The organism is Desulfotomaculum sp. OF05-3, from assembly GCF_003435535.1.
In the GTDB taxonomy this organism is placed as follows: Bacteria; Bacillota; Clostridia; order Lachnospirales; family Lachnospiraceae; genus Pilosibacter; species Pilosibacter fragilis.
Genome location: NZ_QWGO01000003.1, coordinates 144633 through 164078, shown reverse-complemented (window position 1 = coordinate 164078; position 19446 = coordinate 144633). Strand labels below are relative to the sequence as shown.

General features: G+C 48.6%; 16 protein-coding genes and 1 pseudogene. 5 read left to right on the top strand and 12 right to left on the bottom strand.

Annotation, left to right across the window (positions count from 1 at the left end; genetic code table 11):
• Positions 1–72 precede the first annotated feature (72 nt).
• Positions 73–927 carry a nucleotidyl transferase AbiEii/AbiGii toxin family protein gene (locus DXA87_RS03310; RefSeq protein ID WP_242990660.1) on the bottom strand — a complete coding sequence of 285 codons (855 nt, stop codon included), beginning with the start codon at positions 925–927 and terminating at the stop codon, positions 73–75.
• On the bottom strand, positions 924–1517 hold the full coding sequence (locus tag DXA87_RS03305) for a hypothetical protein (RefSeq protein ID WP_015553720.1): 594 nt from the start codon (positions 1515–1517) through the stop codon (positions 924–926). The genes DXA87_RS03310 and DXA87_RS03305 overlap by 4 nt, the downstream gene beginning before the upstream one ends.
• A gap of 34 nt (positions 1518–1551) precedes the next feature.
• On the opposite strand from DXA87_RS03305, the pseudogene DXA87_RS18320 reads away from it, so the two are divergent.
• Positions 1552–2265: pseudogene (locus DXA87_RS18320) on the top strand (transposase).
• 237 nt (positions 2266–2502) lie between these two features.
• Here the strand turns inward: DXA87_RS18320 and rbr are convergent.
• A complete protein-coding gene (gene rbr, locus DXA87_RS03290) occupies positions 2503–3039 on the bottom strand; it encodes a rubrerythrin (protein WP_015553723.1) in 537 nt (178 codons plus the stop codon).
• 516 nt (positions 3040–3555) lie between these two features.
• Positions 3556–4488: a cysteine synthase A gene (cysK, locus tag DXA87_RS03285; RefSeq protein ID WP_015553724.1), complete on the bottom strand. Its 933-nt coding sequence runs from the start codon at positions 4486–4488 to the stop codon at positions 3556–3558.
• Positions 4489–4721: 233 nt separating this feature from the next.
• Here cysK and DXA87_RS03280 point away from each other — a divergent pair, with 233 nt between their 5' ends.
• Positions 4722–5153 (top strand): Rrf2 family transcriptional regulator, encoded by a 432-nt coding sequence (locus DXA87_RS03280; protein WP_015553725.1) that lies wholly within the window; start codon positions 4722–4724, stop codon positions 5151–5153.
• A 168-nt stretch (positions 5154–5321) separates the two neighbouring features.
• On the opposite strand, the gene DXA87_RS03275 is transcribed toward DXA87_RS03280, so the two are convergent.
• The 4 genes from DXA87_RS03275 to DXA87_RS03255 all read right to left on the bottom strand — a co-directional run bounded on the left by DXA87_RS03275 (position 5322) and on the right by DXA87_RS03255 (position 10597).
• Positions 5322–6740 carry an alanine/glycine:cation symporter family protein gene (locus DXA87_RS03275; protein WP_117470339.1) on the bottom strand — a complete coding sequence of 473 codons (1419 nt, stop codon included), beginning with the start codon at positions 6738–6740 and terminating at the stop codon, positions 5322–5324.
• Between the two features lie 350 nt (positions 6741–7090).
• A complete protein-coding gene (gene glsA, locus DXA87_RS03265; RefSeq protein ID WP_117503220.1) occupies positions 7091–8008 on the bottom strand; it encodes a glutaminase A in 918 nt (305 codons plus the stop codon).
• A 106-nt stretch (positions 8009–8114) separates the two neighbouring features.
• Complete coding sequence (locus DXA87_RS03260; RefSeq protein ID WP_117470338.1) at positions 8115–9059, bottom strand: LysR family transcriptional regulator; 945 nt, start codon at positions 9057–9059, stop codon at positions 8115–8117.
• A 260-nt stretch (positions 9060–9319) separates the two neighbouring features.
• Positions 9320–10597: an L-serine ammonia-lyase, iron-sulfur-dependent, subunit alpha gene (locus DXA87_RS03255; protein ID WP_117503227.1), complete on the bottom strand. Its 1278-nt coding sequence runs from the start codon at positions 10595–10597 to the stop codon at positions 9320–9322.
• Positions 10598–10813: 216 nt separating this feature from the next.
• Between DXA87_RS03255 and DXA87_RS03250 the strand changes: the two genes are divergently transcribed.
• Entirely contained in the window at positions 10814–11731 is a 918-nt protein-coding gene (locus DXA87_RS03250) for a LysR family transcriptional regulator (protein ID WP_117503219.1), read from the top strand.
• On the opposite strand, the gene DXA87_RS03245 is transcribed toward DXA87_RS03250, so the two are convergent.
• On the bottom strand, positions 11667–12941 hold the full coding sequence (locus DXA87_RS03245; protein ID WP_158553001.1) for an MFS transporter: 1275 nt from the start codon (positions 12939–12941) through the stop codon (positions 11667–11669). The genes DXA87_RS03250 and DXA87_RS03245 overlap by 65 nt on opposite strands.
• A gap of 392 nt (positions 12942–13333) precedes the next feature.
• Here DXA87_RS03245 and DXA87_RS03240 point away from each other — a divergent pair, with 392 nt between their 5' ends.
• The gene (locus DXA87_RS03240; RefSeq protein ID WP_117484394.1) at positions 13334–14359 is read left to right on the top strand and encodes a branched-chain amino acid aminotransferase; all 1026 of its coding nucleotides are present in this window, start codon (positions 13334–13336) and stop codon (positions 14357–14359) included.
• A gap of 266 nt (positions 14360–14625) precedes the next feature.
• Entirely contained in the window at positions 14626–15507 is an 882-nt protein-coding gene (locus tag DXA87_RS03235) for an Rpn family recombination-promoting nuclease/putative transposase (protein WP_015553733.1), read from the top strand.
• Positions 15508–15584: 77 nt separating this feature from the next.
• On the opposite strand, the gene DXA87_RS03230 is transcribed toward DXA87_RS03235, so the two are convergent.
• The 3 genes from DXA87_RS03230 to DXA87_RS03220 form a co-directional block, all read right to left on the bottom strand.
• Positions 15585–16661, bottom strand: a complete 1077-nt coding sequence (locus DXA87_RS03230) for a DnaJ C-terminal domain-containing protein (RefSeq protein ID WP_117470333.1) — start codon at positions 16659–16661, stop codon at positions 15585–15587.
• Positions 16662–16844: 183 nt separating this feature from the next.
• Positions 16845–17567: a LytTR family DNA-binding domain-containing protein gene (locus tag DXA87_RS03225; protein ID WP_117503217.1), complete on the bottom strand. Its 723-nt coding sequence runs from the start codon at positions 17565–17567 to the stop codon at positions 16845–16847.
• A gap of 80 nt (positions 17568–17647) precedes the next feature.
• Positions 17648–19411 carry a LytS/YhcK type 5TM receptor domain-containing protein gene (locus DXA87_RS03220; protein ID WP_117503216.1) on the bottom strand — a complete coding sequence of 588 codons (1764 nt, stop codon included), beginning with the start codon at positions 19409–19411 and terminating at the stop codon, positions 17648–17650.
• Positions 19412–19446: the final 35 nt, after the last annotated feature.

Genomic DNA, 19446 nt, shown 5'->3' with positions numbered 1-19446 from the left:
ATGGCCTTTTTTCTGACAAATTGAGAGAAGTTATGGCTGCATGGATCATTTTTTCAATTCATGGTGCAAGGTTTAGGTTAGAAATTGCTCCGTGAATAATTCAGGTTTGAGCAAAGTCTTTATGGAATCCATAATTTGTTCGTAAGTAATATCTTTCGCATAAGAAAACTGCTTGCGATACTTGTCCCACATTGTTTTGAGTTCCGGGCTTTCTTCGATGTTGTAAAGAATAGAAGGAACATCTGCAATCTGTTCTGTAGTGCCACGATGCTTGGCAGTTGCACTTAACGCATCAGCAAATACCGCATTATCGAATTTCTGCGTTGTGGTCAGTATATAGGTATCGTAAAAATCTCTGGGACGAGTATTGAACACGCCACGGCGTAAAATAGTTTCAACCTTTTCAGCCATGACGGTTTCAATGTTGTATGCCCACAGCTCATAAGATTTCTCATCATCGAAAATTTCAGAGAAGTTGTACTGCACCGCATGGGGTGTAATAGCATCACCGGTGGACACATCAATGCTAAGTGGAGTCAGCAGAGTATCAAACTTGGCGTTCAGCATGACACGGTATCCGCCGTAAATATCATCTTCACGGATGGGCGAAATTGTGCCAATCTCGAATACAACGCCGTCATCGAATGCGATGTCACAAACATCTTCCAACGCACTGCGAATTGCTTCCGGTGTAAGGGGCAGATTTTTAAGAGTGGTGTCCATATCCATGGTTGCGCGGTTGTCGAGTCCGACAATGGCGGCTACCAACATACCGCCCTTTAATACAAACTTCTCTTTGTATTCGGAAGCGGAAAGGCGGACAAGCAGACGCTCAAACATATAGTTCTGCAGAATGACCTGTGCAGGGATATTCTTCTGTTTTGCGATATTGCGAATTTTCGCCTTCAAACTCATTGCTTTACTCACAGAAGCACCTCCAAATATTGACGCAACACTTTTTCAACACGCATCTGTTTTGCATATGTATTCAGTTGGTTTAGGTTTTTCTTCGGGCTTGCGGCGTACATTTTAAGTGCCGCTAAAAATGTTTCAGTTCCCAATTTGTTACGGCTGCGAATTACATCACAAATGGTGCGTTCAAGATCGTATGCAGGAACATCATTTCCAGCAGGTGTTCTCAGCGTTGTTTTGCCAAGTTCAAACAATTCAGGCTTGATATAATACACTTTGCATTCAGATTTAATTGCCGCAGAAGGAATACAACCAGACGGTGCAGTAACCGTATGCTCAAATGGAGTACGGTCAGAAATTCCGTGAAGGTAAAGAGCTGTTTCGTGAGAAAAAATGATTCTTTCTGAACGGTTACTGATTGCCAATAATTCATCCTGCATATCATCGGGAAGAATGTACTGGCCTTTTACAATACGATGGATTTTATCTTCTTTGCACAACTTATAAAGCATCGCCTTGGAGATGCCGCGTTGCGCTGCTATTTTCGTTTCAATAATTCCGCCATGCGTTTTTGCAATAGCGGTGAGTTCAGTCATGTAATCCATACACTCACCTCGGTTATAATAACTCAATAACATTATGCTCATAATTACGATTAAAGTCAATATCTTGTTGGAAACATTCAAAAAATATTTACAATTAAATTACGACCGAAGTAAACGGCAATCTAAAGCAAGACATTTACCATACACCAAAAATCGAACAACAACAGAGGGAAACGGACAGACCGCCTATATAAAGCCGCAGAACTATGAGATTTCGAAAACCCGAAAATACAAAAAAGACATCAGCAGAAGAGAAAACATGGAGTATCACGCAGACAGAGACAGCTATATCTATCGGAATGGAAGGGAACTGACTGTTACAAATGAACGCAGAAGTAAAACAGCCAGCGGATATGTCAGTGTAAAAACTTATTACAGAAGTCCAGACTGTACCGGCTGTCCTTATAAAACGGAATGTATCAAGGGAAACAACTGCAAAACACCTATGGAAAAACGTAATAAAGTGCTGATGGTCTCGAAGACGATGAGTCAAAAACGTGCAGAAGATCTGGAACGGATCACAAGTGAGTAGGGAACGATGCTCCGTATGAATCGCAGTATTCAGGCAGAAGGTTCTTTTGCTGACGTAAAAGAGGACATGAATTTTCGAAGATATCTGTATCGTGGAAAGGCAAATGCACTGGCAGAGAGCATCCTTCTGGCGATGGGACGAAATATCAATAGGCTCCATTGCAAGATTCAGACCGGAAGAACGGGGAGTCATCTTTTTTCATTAAAGACAGCATAGATTTTAATGGTTGAAAACAAAACAGCCTGAAATAAGGCATGCCGAAAGGGATGCCTGGGAATGAACTGCGTTTATAAAGAATGGCATCGAAAACGTGACCGATTTCGATGCCATTTGGGCATAAAGCAGGGCTGCCGCCCAGCAAAAAATATTTGCTAATGCGACAGCCCCTTCTTTTCGATGCCTTTCATTCAGCAGGCAATGAAATAGAACAGTGCCATAACGTAAGCATATGACTTAATAATTTTCTTCGCGAACTTCAAAGTAGCTCTGCGGATGGCTGCAGACCGGACATACCTGCGGTGCCTTTGTTCCGATCACGATATGCCCACAGTTGCGGCACTCCCATACCTTTACTTCACTCTTTTCGAATACAGAAGCTGTCTCCACATTTTTAAGAAGGGCACGGTAGCGCTCCTCATGGTGCTTCTCGATCTCGCCTACCATACGGAATTTTGCTGCGAGAGCATGGAAACCTTCCTCATCGGCGGTCTTCGCAAAATCCTCGTACATATCGGTCCACTCGTAGTTTTCACCGGCTGCAGCGGCTGCAAGATTCGCAGCGGTATCGCTGATTCCATCTAACTCCTTGAACCACATCTTCGCGTGCTCTTTCTCGTTGTCAGCTGTCTTTAAGAATAAAGCCGCGATCTGCTCGTATCCCTCCTTCTTTGCTACGGATGCAAAGTAGGTATATTTATTTCTTGCCTGGGATTCACCGGAGAATGCTGCCTCGAGGTTCTTTTCTGTTTTTGTTCCTGCGTATCTGCTCATAGTGTTGAACTCCTTTCTGATTCTTGTTTTCTTATTGTTTTCCCTTCTTTTTGCAAAATGATTCTTTCTGTTCCTGTAATTTACCGTTTCTGTCTGACGGTCGTCTTTTTTGTTGTATATCGTCTTGTCTGTTGCGTATCGTCTTGTTTATGGTTGTATTCTAACATACTTTGTTTTAAATGTCAATAATAGTAATTATTATTGTTTTGCAGGATTTATTTACTTTTGCTCCAAACAGTTTTTCACGACCTTCTGTCAAAAACGCAAAAAATACGCCCGGCACATTTGGAGCTTCCATTGTAGAAAAAGAATGTGCCTGGCACATTCTCGCGCCTCGCGCGGTCGCGTGCGGCAATCTACATCTTTGCGCGAGTGCGCATCTTTAGCACGTTAATGCCTTTTATGCAACAGGGAATTCCCCGACATTTCCTGTTGCATAAAAAAACTGCAGATCCACATATCAACCGATATGGACCCGCAGTCTTTCTCATATATTTTTATCTGTTTTTTCTTTCCTTAGTCCGCAAATAACGGTGTGGAAAGGTATCTGTCGCCGGTATCCGGAAGCAGTGCCACGATCGTCTTTCCTGCGTTTTCCGGTCTCTTCGCAAGTTCGATCGCTGCCCAGATCGCCGCACCGGAGGAAATTCCCACGAGGACTCCTTCCTTCTTTCCAACTAACTTTCCTGCCGCGAACGCGTCATCATTCTCCACAGCGATGATCTCATCATAAACCTTTGTGTCGAGAACATCCGGAACAAATCCGGCTCCGATTCCCTGGATCTTGTGGGAGCCTGCCTTGCCCTGGCTCAGTACCGGGGAGCTTGCCGGTTCCACCGCAACGACCTTCACGTCCGGATTCTGCTTCTTTAAATATCTTCCGGTTCCGGTGATGGTTCCGCCGGTGCCGACACCAGCGACAAAAATATCAACCTTGCCGTCCGTATCTTCCCAGATCTCCGGCCCGGTTGTTCTCTCATGAACTTCCGGATTCGCCGGGTTTACAAACTGTCCCGGAATAAAGCTTCCCGGAATCTCCTCTGCGAGCTCCTCCGCCTTTGCGATCGCGCCCTTCATTCCCTTTGCGCCCTCAGTGAGCACAAGCTCCGCGCCGTAGGCTTTCATAAGCTGGCGCCTCTCCACACTCATGGTCTCAGGCATAACGATAATGATCCGGTAACCGCGGGCAGCCGCAACCGACGCAAGACCGATTCCTGTGTTTCCGGAAGTCGGCTCGATGATCGTAGAACCAGTCTTTAAGATTCCCTTCGCCTCAGCGTCATCGATCATCGCCTTCGCGATCCTGTCCTTTACCGATCCGGCCGGATTGAAATATTCCAGCTTCGCAAGGATCTTCGCGTTAAGTCCCTCGGATTTTTCAATCTGTGTAAGCTCTAAGAGCGGAGTCTTTCCGATCAGCTGGTCTGCGGATGTATATATGTTTGCCATATGTTATTACCCACCTTTAATATATGTTAATAGGATTATATGGCGATATCATCTGTTTGTCAAGTCTCATTCCGGATATCATGTTAGAAAATTTCTATCATATATCACAACACCTTTATCCTTTTCACTGTCTTTATTTCCCTTAAACCTTGTATTATAATAGGAATAATGTTAAACTTACATTACGATCAAAAATATTCAGCAACACGCAGCAGCATGGGAGGATACAGATTATGATGGTTTCAACAAAAGGCCGCTACGCTCTCCGCGTCCTGATCGATCTTGCGGAGCACCAGACAGACGGCTATATTCCATTAAAAGATACAGCAGCGAGACAGGAAATCTCTGAAAAATACCTCGAGGGCATCATCAAAATCCTCGTAAAGGCAAAACTCTTAGAGGGGGTCCGCGGTAAAGGCGGCGGATATCGCCTCACAAAAGCACCGGAACAGTACACAGTCGGCAGCATTCTTCGCCTCACTGAAAACTCCATGGCTCCGGTAGCCTGCTTAGAGCCCGGCAGCACCGACTGTCCCAGAATGGGAAGCTGTAAAACTCTCCCTCTCTGGCAGGGTCTCGACAAAGTCGTCAACGAATACTTGGACGGCGTCACCATCGCCGACCTCGTTCAGAATGGTCAGCCCGGAGATGACTATGTAATATAAGAACTTTTCCTTCGCACAGCCACGACCAGCTGCCGGTCTGCCGCCAGGAGGCAGACCGGCAGCGTACTCTCTCCAAACTCGTCGCTCCCGTCCCCCCAAAAAAAGGACAGCCTTGCGGCTGCCCTTCACCTATTTCCATATCCAATTCCATTCCCGGAAATATCGTCCCTAATTCCAGAAGTCCACCTTCTCCTTCAGTCCAATATGCTCCGCCTTAAACACCGGATTCTTTCCGGCCTTTTTCTGCTCTGTATAATCCTCAAGACACCGCAGTACCGGCTTCAGGAGAATAACGATCACCGGCACATTGATCAGCGCCATGAAGCCCATCAGCACATCCGCTGTATCCCAGACAATACCAAGCTTCATCGTAGCGCCGACGCACACAACCACCGCAGCAACAATCCTCATGCACCACTTTGCCCCATTAGATGGAGTCATGCCGCAAAGATACGCAAGCCCTGTCTCCGCATAATAGAAGTTTCCAAGCAGAGTCGTAAATGCAAACAGGAACAGGGAAACTGTAATAAACACAACACCAAACTTGCCGAGTGTGTTGTTCATAGCCGCCTGCACATAGGCCATTCCGGCCATATCCGCATCCGGCTCCACACCGGAGCAGAGCAGCAGCATCGCAGTTGCTGTACAGATCATACAGGTATCAAGGAATACAGAAAGCACCTGAACAAGTCCCTGCTTTACCGGATGGGAAACACCCGCGGAACCAGCCGCACACGCAGCAGCGCCGACACCGGCTTCGTTAGAGAAAAGACCTCTCTTGATACCAAGCATGACCGCAGACCCCGTAAATCCGCCGAAAATTGCTTTCACATCAAACGCGTTGCGGAAGATCTCTGCGAACACTCCTGGAAGAAGTGTGATATGGGTCACGATCACGAACACGGCAACCGCAATGTAGAAGAATCCCATGAACGGAACGATCTTTTCCGTGATCCCTGCGATCTGTTTTCCACCGCCGCTGATGCAGACGAAGAATAACACTGCAAGCACGCCGCCGATGATCCATTTTGCAAGGTTTTCATTCTGGGAGTATGCCGGAATGACACGGAATGCATCTGCGATATTGAAGGATGCAACCAGATTGAAGCCGACCATGTAGGTCAGGATCATGAACACTGCAAACAGGATTCCGAGCCAGTGTTTTCCGGTTGCCTGATCGATATAGTAGGACGGACCGCCGTAGCAGCCGCCGTCATCGGAACGGCGCTTGTAGATCTGAGCCAGAGTTCCCTCCACGAAAGCAGTAGACATTCCCAGAAGCGCTGTGAGCCACATCCAGAATAATGATCCGAGTCCGCCGAGACAGATTGCTGTGGATACGCCTGCGATATTTCCGGTTCCCACACGGGATGCCGTCGAAACCATGAGTGCCTGAAAGGACGAGATCGCCTTGTCATCCTCACTCGGTGCGAGAACGACCCGCAAAGATTCCTTTAAATAGCGGAACTGAACAAACTTTGTGCGGACCGTAAAGTAGATTCCGCCTGCAACAAGTAAGATGATCAGGATGTATGTGTAAAGATAATTACTGAGATTCCCGATCAGTGCCCCATACAAATCGTACATGTGTTGTTACCCCTCTTTTTTCTTTTTTTGTTACCCCAAAATTTTACTGTAAGTTACCCGTATTTACAATCATTTTGCCAGGAAATTTTGCCAGGACCACACATTTCATTATCCCCGAAGAAGAATGTACCTCGACACATTCTCGTGCCGAGCGCGGTCGCTTGCGACAACCTGCATCTTTGTGTGATCATCAGCCCAAACTTCTGCCTGATTTTCTCTCTTAATACCTCCCCTTCCTAATTTTTCTCTAAAGAAGAAAGTTTCCGTCCGCCCATTTTTCCCTGGGGCCCGTACCACTTTCATACTTTCATCGTAACCTGATGAACTGTTACCCTTCATCAAAAAACTGCTCAGTCTTTCTTCGCAAAAATATGCAATTTCATCTGTGAGGAAAGGAACTGCAGGATCTTTCTCCCCGCAATGCTGTTTCCCTTTGCGTCCAGGGACGGACCATAGATTCCGATCCCCATCTTTCCGTCAACAACAGAGAGCAGCCCGCCGCCGACACCGCTCTTCGACGGGATCCCCACGCGGACCGCAAATTCCCCGGACCCGTCATACATGCCGCAGGTCAGCATGATCGTCTTCACGACTCTCACGGTATCGGAATTCAGCAGCCGCTTTCCGGATGGATCCACTCCGTCATTCGCGAGCAGAAGTCCCAATCCCGCAAGGCTTTCCGCCGTGACGCTCAGCGAGCACATTTTCACATAGAAATCCAGCGCTTCCTCCACATTTCCATTGATCACGCCCTTGCTCTCTAAAAGATAGGCGATGGCGCGGTTTCTCGCCACCGTTGACATCTCTGAACCGTAGACTTTCTCATCCAGAACGATCCCGTCATCCTGACAGAAACATCTCGCCAGCTTCAGCATCTCCTCAAACGATACCTTCGGCTCAATAAAGCTCGCCACTGCGATTGCTCCAGAATTGATCATCGGATTGTATGGATGGCTGTTAGATCCCTCAAGCTTGATCAGGGAGTTGAAGGCGTCCCCCGACGGTTCCATCCCCACATTCTCAAACACCATGTCAAACCCGCAGACCTCAAGGGCTACCGCAAGGCTGATAACCTTCGAAATACTCTGGATGCTGAACCGATCCCTCGTGTCCCCGCAGGAGAACCGGCTTCCATCCCGGCAGAAGATGCTGATTCCGAGCTTATTCTTGTCCGCTCTTCCAAGCTCCGGAATGTACGTCGCAACCTCCCCCTCTTTGATGTATGGGCGTCCCGTTTCCAGCGCCTCATTGATCAGATCCTGAAACATAACTTTTGTTTACTCCTTTCCTATATGACCTTTCACTCCTGCTGCCGCACTTTCCATACTTCGCAGGAAACTCCTGTCAGCACATTTTCCGTGCTTTTTTCTTATTTTAAACGTCCTGTCCCCTCTCAAGCCGCTCTCTTACTTCCTTCAAAAACTCTTCCCCGATCCCGGAGATCGGCACATCCGCAAGTGTCACATACCCGAATTCCAGCTTCACCTCGCACCCCGGAATCGGCACGGAAACTGCCCGGAAATCCGACAGCTGCTTGTCAAAGTCATGGATTCCGATGCTGTAAAAATCCGTCTGTGAGATCAGGTTCATGAGCGTCGCACGCCCTGTCACATAAATCTCCTTCTTCTTTCCCGTACTTCCCCCATCCTCATTTGGTCCGAGGATATTGGAGAGAATATCGTCATACAGCCCCATATAGCGGATAAATCCGTAATTCGCAAGATTCTCCCTCGTCATCGGCTTCTTCTCCCGGACGAGCGGATGATCCTTTGAGATCACGATCTGCGGTTCCACATAGGAGAGGAACCGATATGTAAGGCCTTTTGCCGCCGCCATCACCTGGATCTCCTCATGTCTCTGGCTGTCGAAATGGAAAATTCCGATGTCGGCCCGCCCGGAGACCACATCCTCGATGACATCCTCCAACTGCCCCTCATACAGGCGGTGGGTGAATTCCGGCTGATCCTGGTAACGTCTCACGATAGTGATAAAACTCTCCATTACATGGGAGAACTTTGTCATGGACACCGCCAGGGGCTCTGTCTTCTCCATCTCTTTTAAAGGCCGCAGGTGCATTTCTTCCATTTCCTTTAAGATCCGTACCGACCGCTCCAAAAACTCATTTCCTTCGGGAGTCAGAGTCACGCCCTGACGGCTCCTATTTAAGAGCGGCGCTCCAACGGTCTCCTCCAGGTCATGAATGATCTTTCCAAGATGGGATTGGGAAACATAGAGCATCTGGGCCGCCTTGTTGATGGAACCAAGTCTCGCCACCTTGATGAAGTATTCCAGATGTTTCAGATTGATATCATAGCTCATGTTCTTCCCTCCCTCATTTTTCTATCTCTCTTCCCACGCATCACTGCTGAAAAGAATTTCTGAAAGCCGCACATTCCCGCGGCTTTTCTTGTATATAATGTATCATTTTTTGCCATATCTTTCCACTTCTTTGTTATTCTTTATCAAACTAAGGTTATTTCTCACAGAAAAAACCTTATACATCAAAAGCGGAGTGCCGTCACCTGGACAACACTCCGAAACCATACTTTCATATCTTAATTCACACGGGATGACAGACCTCAGCTCCCGATCATAATGCTGATGATCTCATCATTCGTCTCCTTCATTCCCTCTTTTGCGAGACGTCCCACGTTGCGGATCGTCGCCTCGATCCCGGCCGTCACGATTCCGTCACCGTCATCAAAGTTCTGACCACGCTTTGCCATATAGTAGCCGATGATCCCCGCGTCCACCGCCTCAGCGATCTTTGCCGCGCAGGACGCTTTCGCGCCGTCACAGACCATACCGGAGATAATGGCTACCGCATTGATCACGGTGTGTACCACCTCATCATAGGACGCTCCGGAGAGATACGCGATCCCCGCTCCGGACCCCGCACCCGCGCTGACTGCACCGCAGTAGGCGGAAAGTCTTCCGATGGGCGTCTTCTGGTGGATCGTCGTGAGATCTGAGAGTGCCATCGCCCGGTACATGGTATCTTCATCGACTCCCAGCTCCGTTGCGTATACGATGACCGGAACAGAAGCCGTGATTCCCTGATTTCCACTGCCGGAGTTGATGATAACCGGAAGCTCACATCCGTTCATTCGTGCGTCGGATCCGGCTGCCGCCATGGCTCTCGCCCGTGTACGGACATCATTTCCGTTCATATCGAGAAGAAGTGCGCCGATGTTGGATCCATACTGCCCACGCATTCCCTCTCTGGCGATTGCCATATTGTAAGTTTTCTGGCGCTCCAGAACCTCTCTGATATCGTTCACATCCACTGTATGGATAAAGTCCCAGATATGCTCCATATTGAGCAGTGAGCGATCCGTAAGACCTTCCTCCTCCTCACCATTCACCGGGATATCCCTGATGACTTCTCCGTTCTTTTCAATATGTACCACATTCGTGTGATAATTTGCGATGCGGACCATGCTGGTATCTGTTCCGCGTGTCAGTGTCACAATAATATCAAAGGTGATGCCGTTATCAATATGTTCCACTTCCACCGGGGTCGTCTGAAGGAATTCCTTCATCGCCGTGATCTGCTCTTTTGTAACAGACGCTATGACCTCAAGTTCCTTTTTCGGATCACCTGAAACGATTCCTGCCGCCGCCGCCGCCGGAATTCCCTTTAAATGATCCGTATTCGGGACGATCACGGATTTTACGTTCTTGATCATGCTGCCGCTGGCTCCTACCTTCACCTTCTCCGGGAGTCCGCCGAGCACTTCCCTCGCGACTGCCGCGCAGTAAGCGATGGCGATCGGCTCCGTACATCCCATCGCCGGCTTCAGCTCCTCTTCCAGAATACTCACATATGCCTGATATCTGATATCGCTTTTCTCCATTGTATCCGTCCTTTCTCCGTTCTTTTCTGCCGATCGGATCACTTTTTCCGCCTGCCATTCATGACTCCGAGTCTCACATCCTGAAAATTCGCATTCTATCCTGCTATTTTCTTGCAATTTCTATATTCTTAGCGTATCATAAGAAGTGCTAAAAGTAAAATTGAACGTTTTAAACAGATCGTTTATAAATTTTTATAGGGCAGAAAGGAATCCGCCATGGAACTTCGAGAAATCCGCACGTTTCTACAGATCGCGCAAAAGCAGAGTTTTTCAAAAGCCGCCGAGGCGTTAGGCTATTCCCAGGCCGCCGTCACGGTCCAGATCAAGCAGTTAGAGGAGGAACTCGGCATCCATCTCTTTGACCGTCTCGGAAAAAAGACGGTCCTGACCCATCACGGGGAGATCTTTTACCGCTATGCCGTGACGATCCTTGGCACCGTCGCCGACGCGAAAAAAGCTGTTTCCGCCTCCACAGAGCTCTCCGGTGACCTCACCATCGGAACCATTGAATCCATCTGTGAATCCATCTTTCCGGATCTTTTAAAGAAATTCCATCAGCTTTACCCGAACGTCTCCGTGAGCATCGTTCTGGACTCCCCGGATGTTCTTTTGGACCGCATGAACAAGAACTCTATCGATCTGGTCTATCTCCTCGACCAGCCCATTGACGACAAGCGTTTTATAAAAGTTCTGGAAGCGCCGGAAAATATTTCCTTTGTCTCTTCCTCCGTCCACACGCTGGCAAAAAATGATCCCACAGACCTTGCCTCGGTCATCAGCCACCCGTTCCTCCTGACCGAAAAAAATGCCAGCTACCGGTTCGTTCTTGACCGGTGTCTGGCATCTCTCGGAAAGGAGATCAAGCCTTTCCTGGAAATTGGAAACACTGAATTCATTATCAATATGTTGAAGCAGAACGCCGGGATCTCATTTCTCCCGGAGTTTGCCGTAAGGCATGAAGTGGAATCCGGCATCCTCTCGATCCTGCCGGTAAAGGATTTTCACATGGAACTCTACCGGCAGGTCCTCTATCACAAAGACAAATGGCACACCGGTGAGATGGACGCCTTTATCGAGCTTGCGAAGGAGACTTTCCGGACTTCGCCCGGTTCAGACGAACACCCTCAAGAATGATGAGGAATGTTAACATAACAAGCATCGCCGCGCTCACTCCGATGGTCAGCCTGTAATCTCCCGTTATATCATAAAAGGTTCCAAACCACATGTTGAAGGGCGCTCCCAGAAGCGTTCCCACCATGGTGGAATAGGCATATGCTGTACTATAGGTCTCACCATTCCAGAAGATCCTGCAGAACAGCGGCATCATGACGGATGATAGGGGAAGTGTCACACCATAAAACAGGGAGCCCGCCATCACCGTCTCCGGAGAACCGACAAACAGCAGTACATGTCCAAGAAACGCCAGCGCAATCGAAACTTCAAAGGTCCTGATGATCCCAAGGCTGTCGCTGATCTTTCCGAGGATCAGCTTGCTGGACATATTTCCGAGAAGGGAGATGCTCGTCATCATGGCCGCTGCCTGCAGCGTAAGGCCGGCTGCGATCCCACAGGGCGTCAGGAAGGAATTCAGGTACGCGCATGACACACTGGTCCAGTATGCACCTACGGCAATATAAAATTCCGGCTGACGCAGCAATTCTTTTATCGGGGTCCCGTTTTCCACGGATGCAGGCGCTGATGTACCTGATACAGCCCTTTGCTCCACATTCTCTGCCCCGTACGGCAGAAGTCCCATCTCTTCCGGCTTATAGCGGAGAATGAACAGGGAGATCGGGAGGACCAGCGCGGTACTGACGATTCCAACCGCCACATAGCTCACCCTCCATCCGAATGCCGGGATCGCCATTCCAAGAAAGCTGCTGCCGATCATGCCGACGAGACCGGAGAACGCCGCGGAGATTCCCACCGCCATTCCGGTCTTTTTCTTAAACCAGTTTCCAAGAATGATCGGCGCCGGGATCATGCAGACGAAGGACGAGGCAATTCCCTGAATGATGCCTGTCAAATGCCACTGCCACAGTTCATGGAAGGTACCCATGAGGGTCGCGCAGCCTCCGTATATGACAGCTGCAATGCTGATCACGATCCGCACATCATGTTTCCGAAAGCTTGTCGCCACAAATGGCAGCGCCAAAGCAGAACTGATGCAGTAGAGCATCCGGTACATCGTAAGTTTTCCCAGCTCAAATCCCAGCTCTTTGCAGATCGGGGAGTAAAAGACACCGGCACAGTTGTTGATGAGTCCCAGAGTCGCCCCCTGCAGGATGCAGCAGCCCGCAAGGATGAACCAGGCGTAGTGCAGTCTGTTTTTCTTTTGTTCCATTGTTATTTCTGCCTTTCCCCAGCTTTTTTCTTTTCCGCACATCTCCGGTATCCGTCTGTCTGCCCCGAAAGGTTCCGGCTACATGTCCGCCAGTTACAGCTCCCTCACTCACTCTTATAGCAGGCGTCTGGCCTCTGCGGGCATGCTGAATAAATCTGCGGAATATTCTTTATTCCTTAAGGTTATATTGTAGCATTATTTCTCCCATTTTCCCATATTTTTTTCATCTTTTTGCCATAAAGAACTTGCAGGATAAATCTTAAGTACTTATAATAGAAAACACGGTAACTGTTCATTACATCGAAACAGTACCGCAGTAAAAAGACATTACCGTCCGACCCCGGCGGCAAAAAATACAATGCCGGTCAGACGGCAGAATGGAGGAATTTCCAATGGCAAAGAAAGATATCGACTGGTCCAATATCGGATTCGGTTACATCAAAACTGATTACAGATATGTATCCAACTTCAAAGATGGTTCCTGGGATGAGGGAACTCTTACAACTGATGATATGATCACCTTAAACGAGTGTGCATGTGTATTCCAGTATGCACAGACCTGCTTCGAGGGCTTAAAGGCATACACAACAGAAGACGGCCACATCGTAACCTTCCGCCCGGACTTAAACGCTGAGCGTATGATGAACTCCGCAGCAAGACTTGAGATGCCGCAGTTCCCGAAGGAGCGCTTCATTGACGCGATCACAAAGCTGGTTGCGGCAAACGCTGATTTCGTTCCGCCGTACGGTTCCGGCGCAACTCTTTACATCCGTCCGTATATGTTCGGTACAAACCCGGTAATCGGTGTGAAACCGGCATCCGAGTACCAGTTCCGTGCTTTCTGTACACCGGTCGGCCCGTACTTCAAGGGCGGCGCTAAGCCGATCACAATCCGTGTCACAGACTTCGACCGCGCAGCACCTCACGGAACAGGTCATGTAAAAGCCGGCTTAAACTACGCAATGAGCTTACATGCCATCGTTGATGCTCACAAACAGGGCTATGATGAGAACATGTATCTCGACGCTGCTACAAGAACCTATGTTGAGGAGACAGGCGGAGCAAACTTCATCTTCGTTACAAAAGACGGCACAGTCGTAACACCGAAGTCCGACTCTATCCTTCCGTCCATCACACGCCGCTCCATCCTCTACGTTGCTGAGCATTACCTCGGTTTAAAGACAGAGGAGCGTCCGGTTCCGTTTACAGAAGTAAAAGATTTCGCTGAGTGCGGTCTCTGCGGTACCGCTGCTGTTATCTCCCCGGTCGGCAAGATCGTAGACCACGGCAACGAGATCTGCTTCCCGAGCGGCATGGAGAAAATGGGTCCGGTGATCCAGAAGCTCTACGACACATTAACAGGCATCCAGATGGGCCACATCGAGGCACCGGAAGGCTGGATCCATGTGATCAAATAATTAACCGTGTGAATTGTATCAGAGCAGGATTCCTTTGGGGGAGTCCTGCTCTTTTTTCTTTATAATTCTTTTATACCGGACTCCCTTGCTTTTCCAAAAGCACCATGTTAAGATACATTTAAGCAAGGTTTCTAATGAATTCTATTATCTAATATCATCTAAGCCGGATTCGGCATCTGAAGACTCTTTGCTAAAACACCAAAATCATCTGGCAGGGAGTCGAAAGAAGCACTTTCCTGCCTAATCTCAGGAAAGGAAGGTCTGGTATGAAACAACAGAATCATTATGCTTATGATATTCCGGCGGAGTATGCGGATATCATTGATCCTTCGAAAGTAAATCTCAGTGATTTTGCCTTATTTCTGGCGGTCATGAAGCGCAAAAAGGCACATGAATGCGTGCTGAGTATTATTTTAGGGGAGCCTGATCTAAAGCTGAATCAGGTTCATGTGGAGGAAGTTGTACTTAACGCAAAAGGAGAACGGGGCATCCGGCTGGATGCATGGGCGGTATCTGAGGATTCCCGGCATTTTGCGACGGAAATGCAGAATGACTCAGACATCGATGATGTGCGAAAGCGATCAAGGTTTTATCAGGGACTTTTGGACAGTCCGATACTGAAGTCCGGAAGGAAAACAAAATACCGCCATCTGCCTTCAACGATCGTGACATTTATCACTCAGAAGGATATTTTCGGGAAAGACCGCGCAATGTATACGTTTACTGAGCGGTGTCATGAGTTTCCCGAGATGGAGTTAGAAGATGGAACTAAGAAAATATTTTTAAATATGACCAGCAAGAATGGACGGGATGAGCTTGTGAGTTTTCTTCAGTACTGTAAGAATTCTACGCTTGATAATCCGGAGATCACGATATTGGACGAACGATTGAAAACACTCGATGCGATAGTAGCTGAGGTTAAGCAAAATGAAGAATGGGAGGTCGCACGTATGAGTATTTTATCTACTGGAATTGAAATTGGTGAGAAGAAGGGAATCGAAATTGGACAGAAAAAAGGAATATTAGCAATGATTCGCATGGGAAGAGAATTCCATTTAAGCGATGATACTATTCTGGAACAAATATGTAAAAATTTTGATCTGGATCAGATCACTGCGAAAGAATACATTGATTCTTTTGGGAAATAATTATCCATATTCATCAAAAAGATCCGGGAGACCATCCATACATGATGGGATCCCGGATCTCTTTAATTTTTCTTTATTTATGCCGCATGGAATCTTCCATCCCGCCTGCAGATATCCTCAAACTCCTTAAGCTTCTGCTTTGCCTCCGGACTTAAGTCATCCGGAACCTGTATTCTTACGACGGCGTACTGGTCACCGTGGAGTGACGGGTCTTTTAAGGAGACGATACCTTTGCCGCGGAGACGGATCTTTGTACCGGAGCGGGTTCCGGCTTTGATTTTGCAGACCACATCGCCATATAACGTGTGGACAAGAGTCTCACCGCCGAAGACGGCCGTGGTGAACGGAACTTCCACATCGCTGTAGACATCCATGCCCTTTCTCGTCCAGCCCGGCTTCTCACCGACTGTGATCTTGAGAAGCAGGTCGCCCGCGGCACCACCGCCGGTTCCCGGCATTCCTTTACCTGCAAGCCGGATGCTCTTTCCGGTCTCGATGCCTGCCGGGATCTTTACCTTCAGGGTCTGCGGTCTGCTGCCAGGCTGGTTCGGGTTCTGGATCGTGATGGTCTTTTCGCAGCCATGAACGGCCTCATCGAAGGTTATCTGGACCTCCGCATTTAAGTCGTTGCCGCGGTCAGAAAATCCAGAACCGGAAAATCCATTTCCGCCGCCAAAGCCATGGAAGCCGGAACCGCCAAAGCCAGCGCTGCCAGCTCTTCCTTTGCCGCCAAACATATTTCCAAACAGATCACCGAAGATATCATCCCCGTCACCGCCCTCAAAATGGAATTCATGATATGTTCCATCTCCGGAGCGGAAGGATCCAGACCGGTATGCTCCGCCGGCACCGTTTCCGAAGCCGCCGAAACCGCCAAAACCACCGGCACCTGCTCCGGCGCCCTGTCCGTAACCTGCCGTCTCATCAAAGGCAGCATGTCCGAACTGGTCGTAAAGCTTCTTCTTCTTTGGATCACTCAAAACGTCGTAAGCCTCATTTACATCCTTAAACATCTGCTCCGCCGTCTTATCGCCAGGATTGGAGTCCGGATGATACTTCTTTGCCAATTTTCTATATGCACGTTTAATTGCCGCAGCATCCGCGTCTCTCGAGATGCCCAGCACATCATAATAATCTCTCTTTGTCGATGACATATTCACCACCTCACTGTTCTATATGTAATGTAACATATCAAATATTCAATGTCAAGGGAGGTATGTGAATTTTTTGTGATATTTAAAGATCCCGCCGAAACCTTCCTCTGTACAATATCTGTACGTCCTGGCTTTTGGCGGGATCTTTATTTTTCAATATTTGCTTTACTGTTCTGATTATTCCTACTTTTCAAAAATCTGCCGGAATTCCTTTACCTGGGTCCGACCGATGGGCAATGCCTCAGCATCATAGTACTTCATCTTCACACAATATCCGTTATTGTAGCTCACCTGCATCTCCTTCACATAATCCAGATTGATCAGGTAGCTCTTGTGGATCCGGAAGAACCGGCTCTTTTTCAGGTGGGTCTCATAATTGTTCAATGACTCGTTCTGCAGATAGAAGGATCCGTCCTTCATATGGATCTTGCAGGAACGCTTTTCCGTCTCGATGAACACGATATCCGCCACGTCAACAACCTGAAAGCTGGAGCCCACGTTCACCATGATCTTCCCGATTTCATATCCGGGACCGGCGGCCTTTTCCTTTATGTGTTCATGGACCCGCTCCATCGCCCGTTTGACGCGCTCATAGTCAAAGGGTTTTAAGAGATAATCCACCGCCCCGATCTCAAAGGCCTTTACCGCGTATTCCTGGAACGCAGTGGCAAAGATGATCAGCGTGTCCGGCTGCTTTCTCTTTATCATGGATGCCAGCGTAGTGCCGTTCATTCCACCCAGATTAATATCCACAAAACACACATCAAAGGTCTCATTTTCCAGCATTGCAAGAAATTCTTCGCTTCCGTCGGCCTCCGCGATCTCCGCCTCCGGCTCACACTGTTCCACCAGATATTTAAGTTCGCTTCTTGCCGGGCGCTCATCGTCAACTACTGCTATTCTCATACCTCATGCCTCCCATGTTCTGTCAAAAACGCCGCTGTTCCAAACAGCAGGCTGCTGTCATCTGTTCTTTCAGAAGATCGTCAGCCTGGCGTTTTCTCCTGCTGCGCGCTTCCAGCCGCGCTGTCCGGAATGTTCATCCGCACGTCCGTCCCTTCTTCACTTGTCACGATCTGGAGTCCGTAGGACTTTCCGTATAAGGAGATCAGTCTCTGCTGCACGTTCATCATTCCGATTCCTGTGTGTTCCACTTTTTCCCCGCCGTACAGGCTCTGGACGATCCGGTAGTCCATTCCCGGTCCGTTGTCGATCACGTCGATCCTCGTGGACCGTTCCTCCCGTTTTACGTTTACGATGACCTTTCCGACTCCTTTTTCCCTCTGCATTGCCCCGTGATGGACCGCATTCTCCACGATGGGCTGTAAGATCAGGTTCGGCACGCAGCTTCGCAGCGCCTCCGGATCCGCATTGATCTCGATCGAGAGACGTTTTTCAAACCGCGCCTCCTCAAGCATCGTATAGGCTTTTACATGCTCAAGTTCCGTGTCAAGAGTTACCATATAATCGGTATCCTCCAGCATGCTGCGGAAATAGGAGCTCAGTGCCAGCAAGAGCTCCCTCGCCTTCTCCGGCTTTTCCCGGCAGAAGTAGGAGATCGTATTTAAAGAATTGAACAGGAAGTGCGGATTGATCTGGGACTGCAGGGTCCGAAGCTCCGCTTTTCTCAGCTCTTCCTTCTGTTTCTCCATCTCCGAGAGCTTGATCTGCATCGCGAAGTGATTCGCCAGTCCCGTGACAAATTCAATATCCGCCCGATAGGAATAGGCATTTTTCTTCACCAGCATCACAAGCGCCAGAACCTTTCCCTCATCGAGGAGGATCGGTGCAGAGATGATCACATTCTCCTTATAAAGAGGATAAAATCCGTCCTCCGGTAAAGGCACGCGGCTGATCCTCGTTGTCTTGAAGGTCTTTGTTGCAGATAAAAGTCTCGGATAATTGTTCTCTGTGAGAACGATACTGGAAAATGCCCCGCTCCTTGCCAAAAATTTCATGTCATCGATCAGTGCCGCGCCCTGACAGTGGTACTCTTCCATAATAATGTCGATGATCTTTCCCGCCGTCTTCCGGTCCTTCTCCACAGAGCCAAGATACGGGGTACACCGCTCGGCGGTTCTCATTGCGAGGGAGACCTTGGACGCAACCTTCAAGTCCTCCGTGTTGAAGATCGATTTAAAAACATTAAAGAAGATCACCATGCCGACGGAATTGATGATCACCATCGGAACGATCACGATCTTTACGATCTCAACGGCCGCATCAAACGGTCGGGTGAGCAGCAGGATCAGAACAATATGGATCATCTCGGAAATGAACGTGACTCCAAGCAGAAATGTATTCGAGTACTGGCGGTTTTCCTTCTTCTTCCAGCCGATAAAGGAACCGATGATCCCGTGGATGATTGCGGAGAGCACACAGGCCACCGTGGAGATCCGCTCAGGGAAGATCAGATACCGGTGAGCCGCCGCAATCGCTGTCGTGATAAAGCCGGAGACAGGACCGCCCAGAAATCCGGCGGACAGGACACCGATCACCCGGGCATTCGGCAGCGCCCCTGTCACCTGAATCCCAATGTAATCAGAGATGATGCAGAAGACGCCGAAGATTACACCGAGAAGCACCTTTTCCCAGAGCCTCTGCCAGACGCTCTCTCCTCTTCCTTCCTCACTTCCGCCCTCTTCATTTAATAGAAGTCTCTGGACAAAGTCCATCTTCGTCATCATGAAGGCGAGCACTACCAATAGGCAGATGTTAAAGCAGATACTGTAAATAACATCAAGCAGCATGTTGTTTCCTCCTGTCTCTGACGATCCCTGTTTTT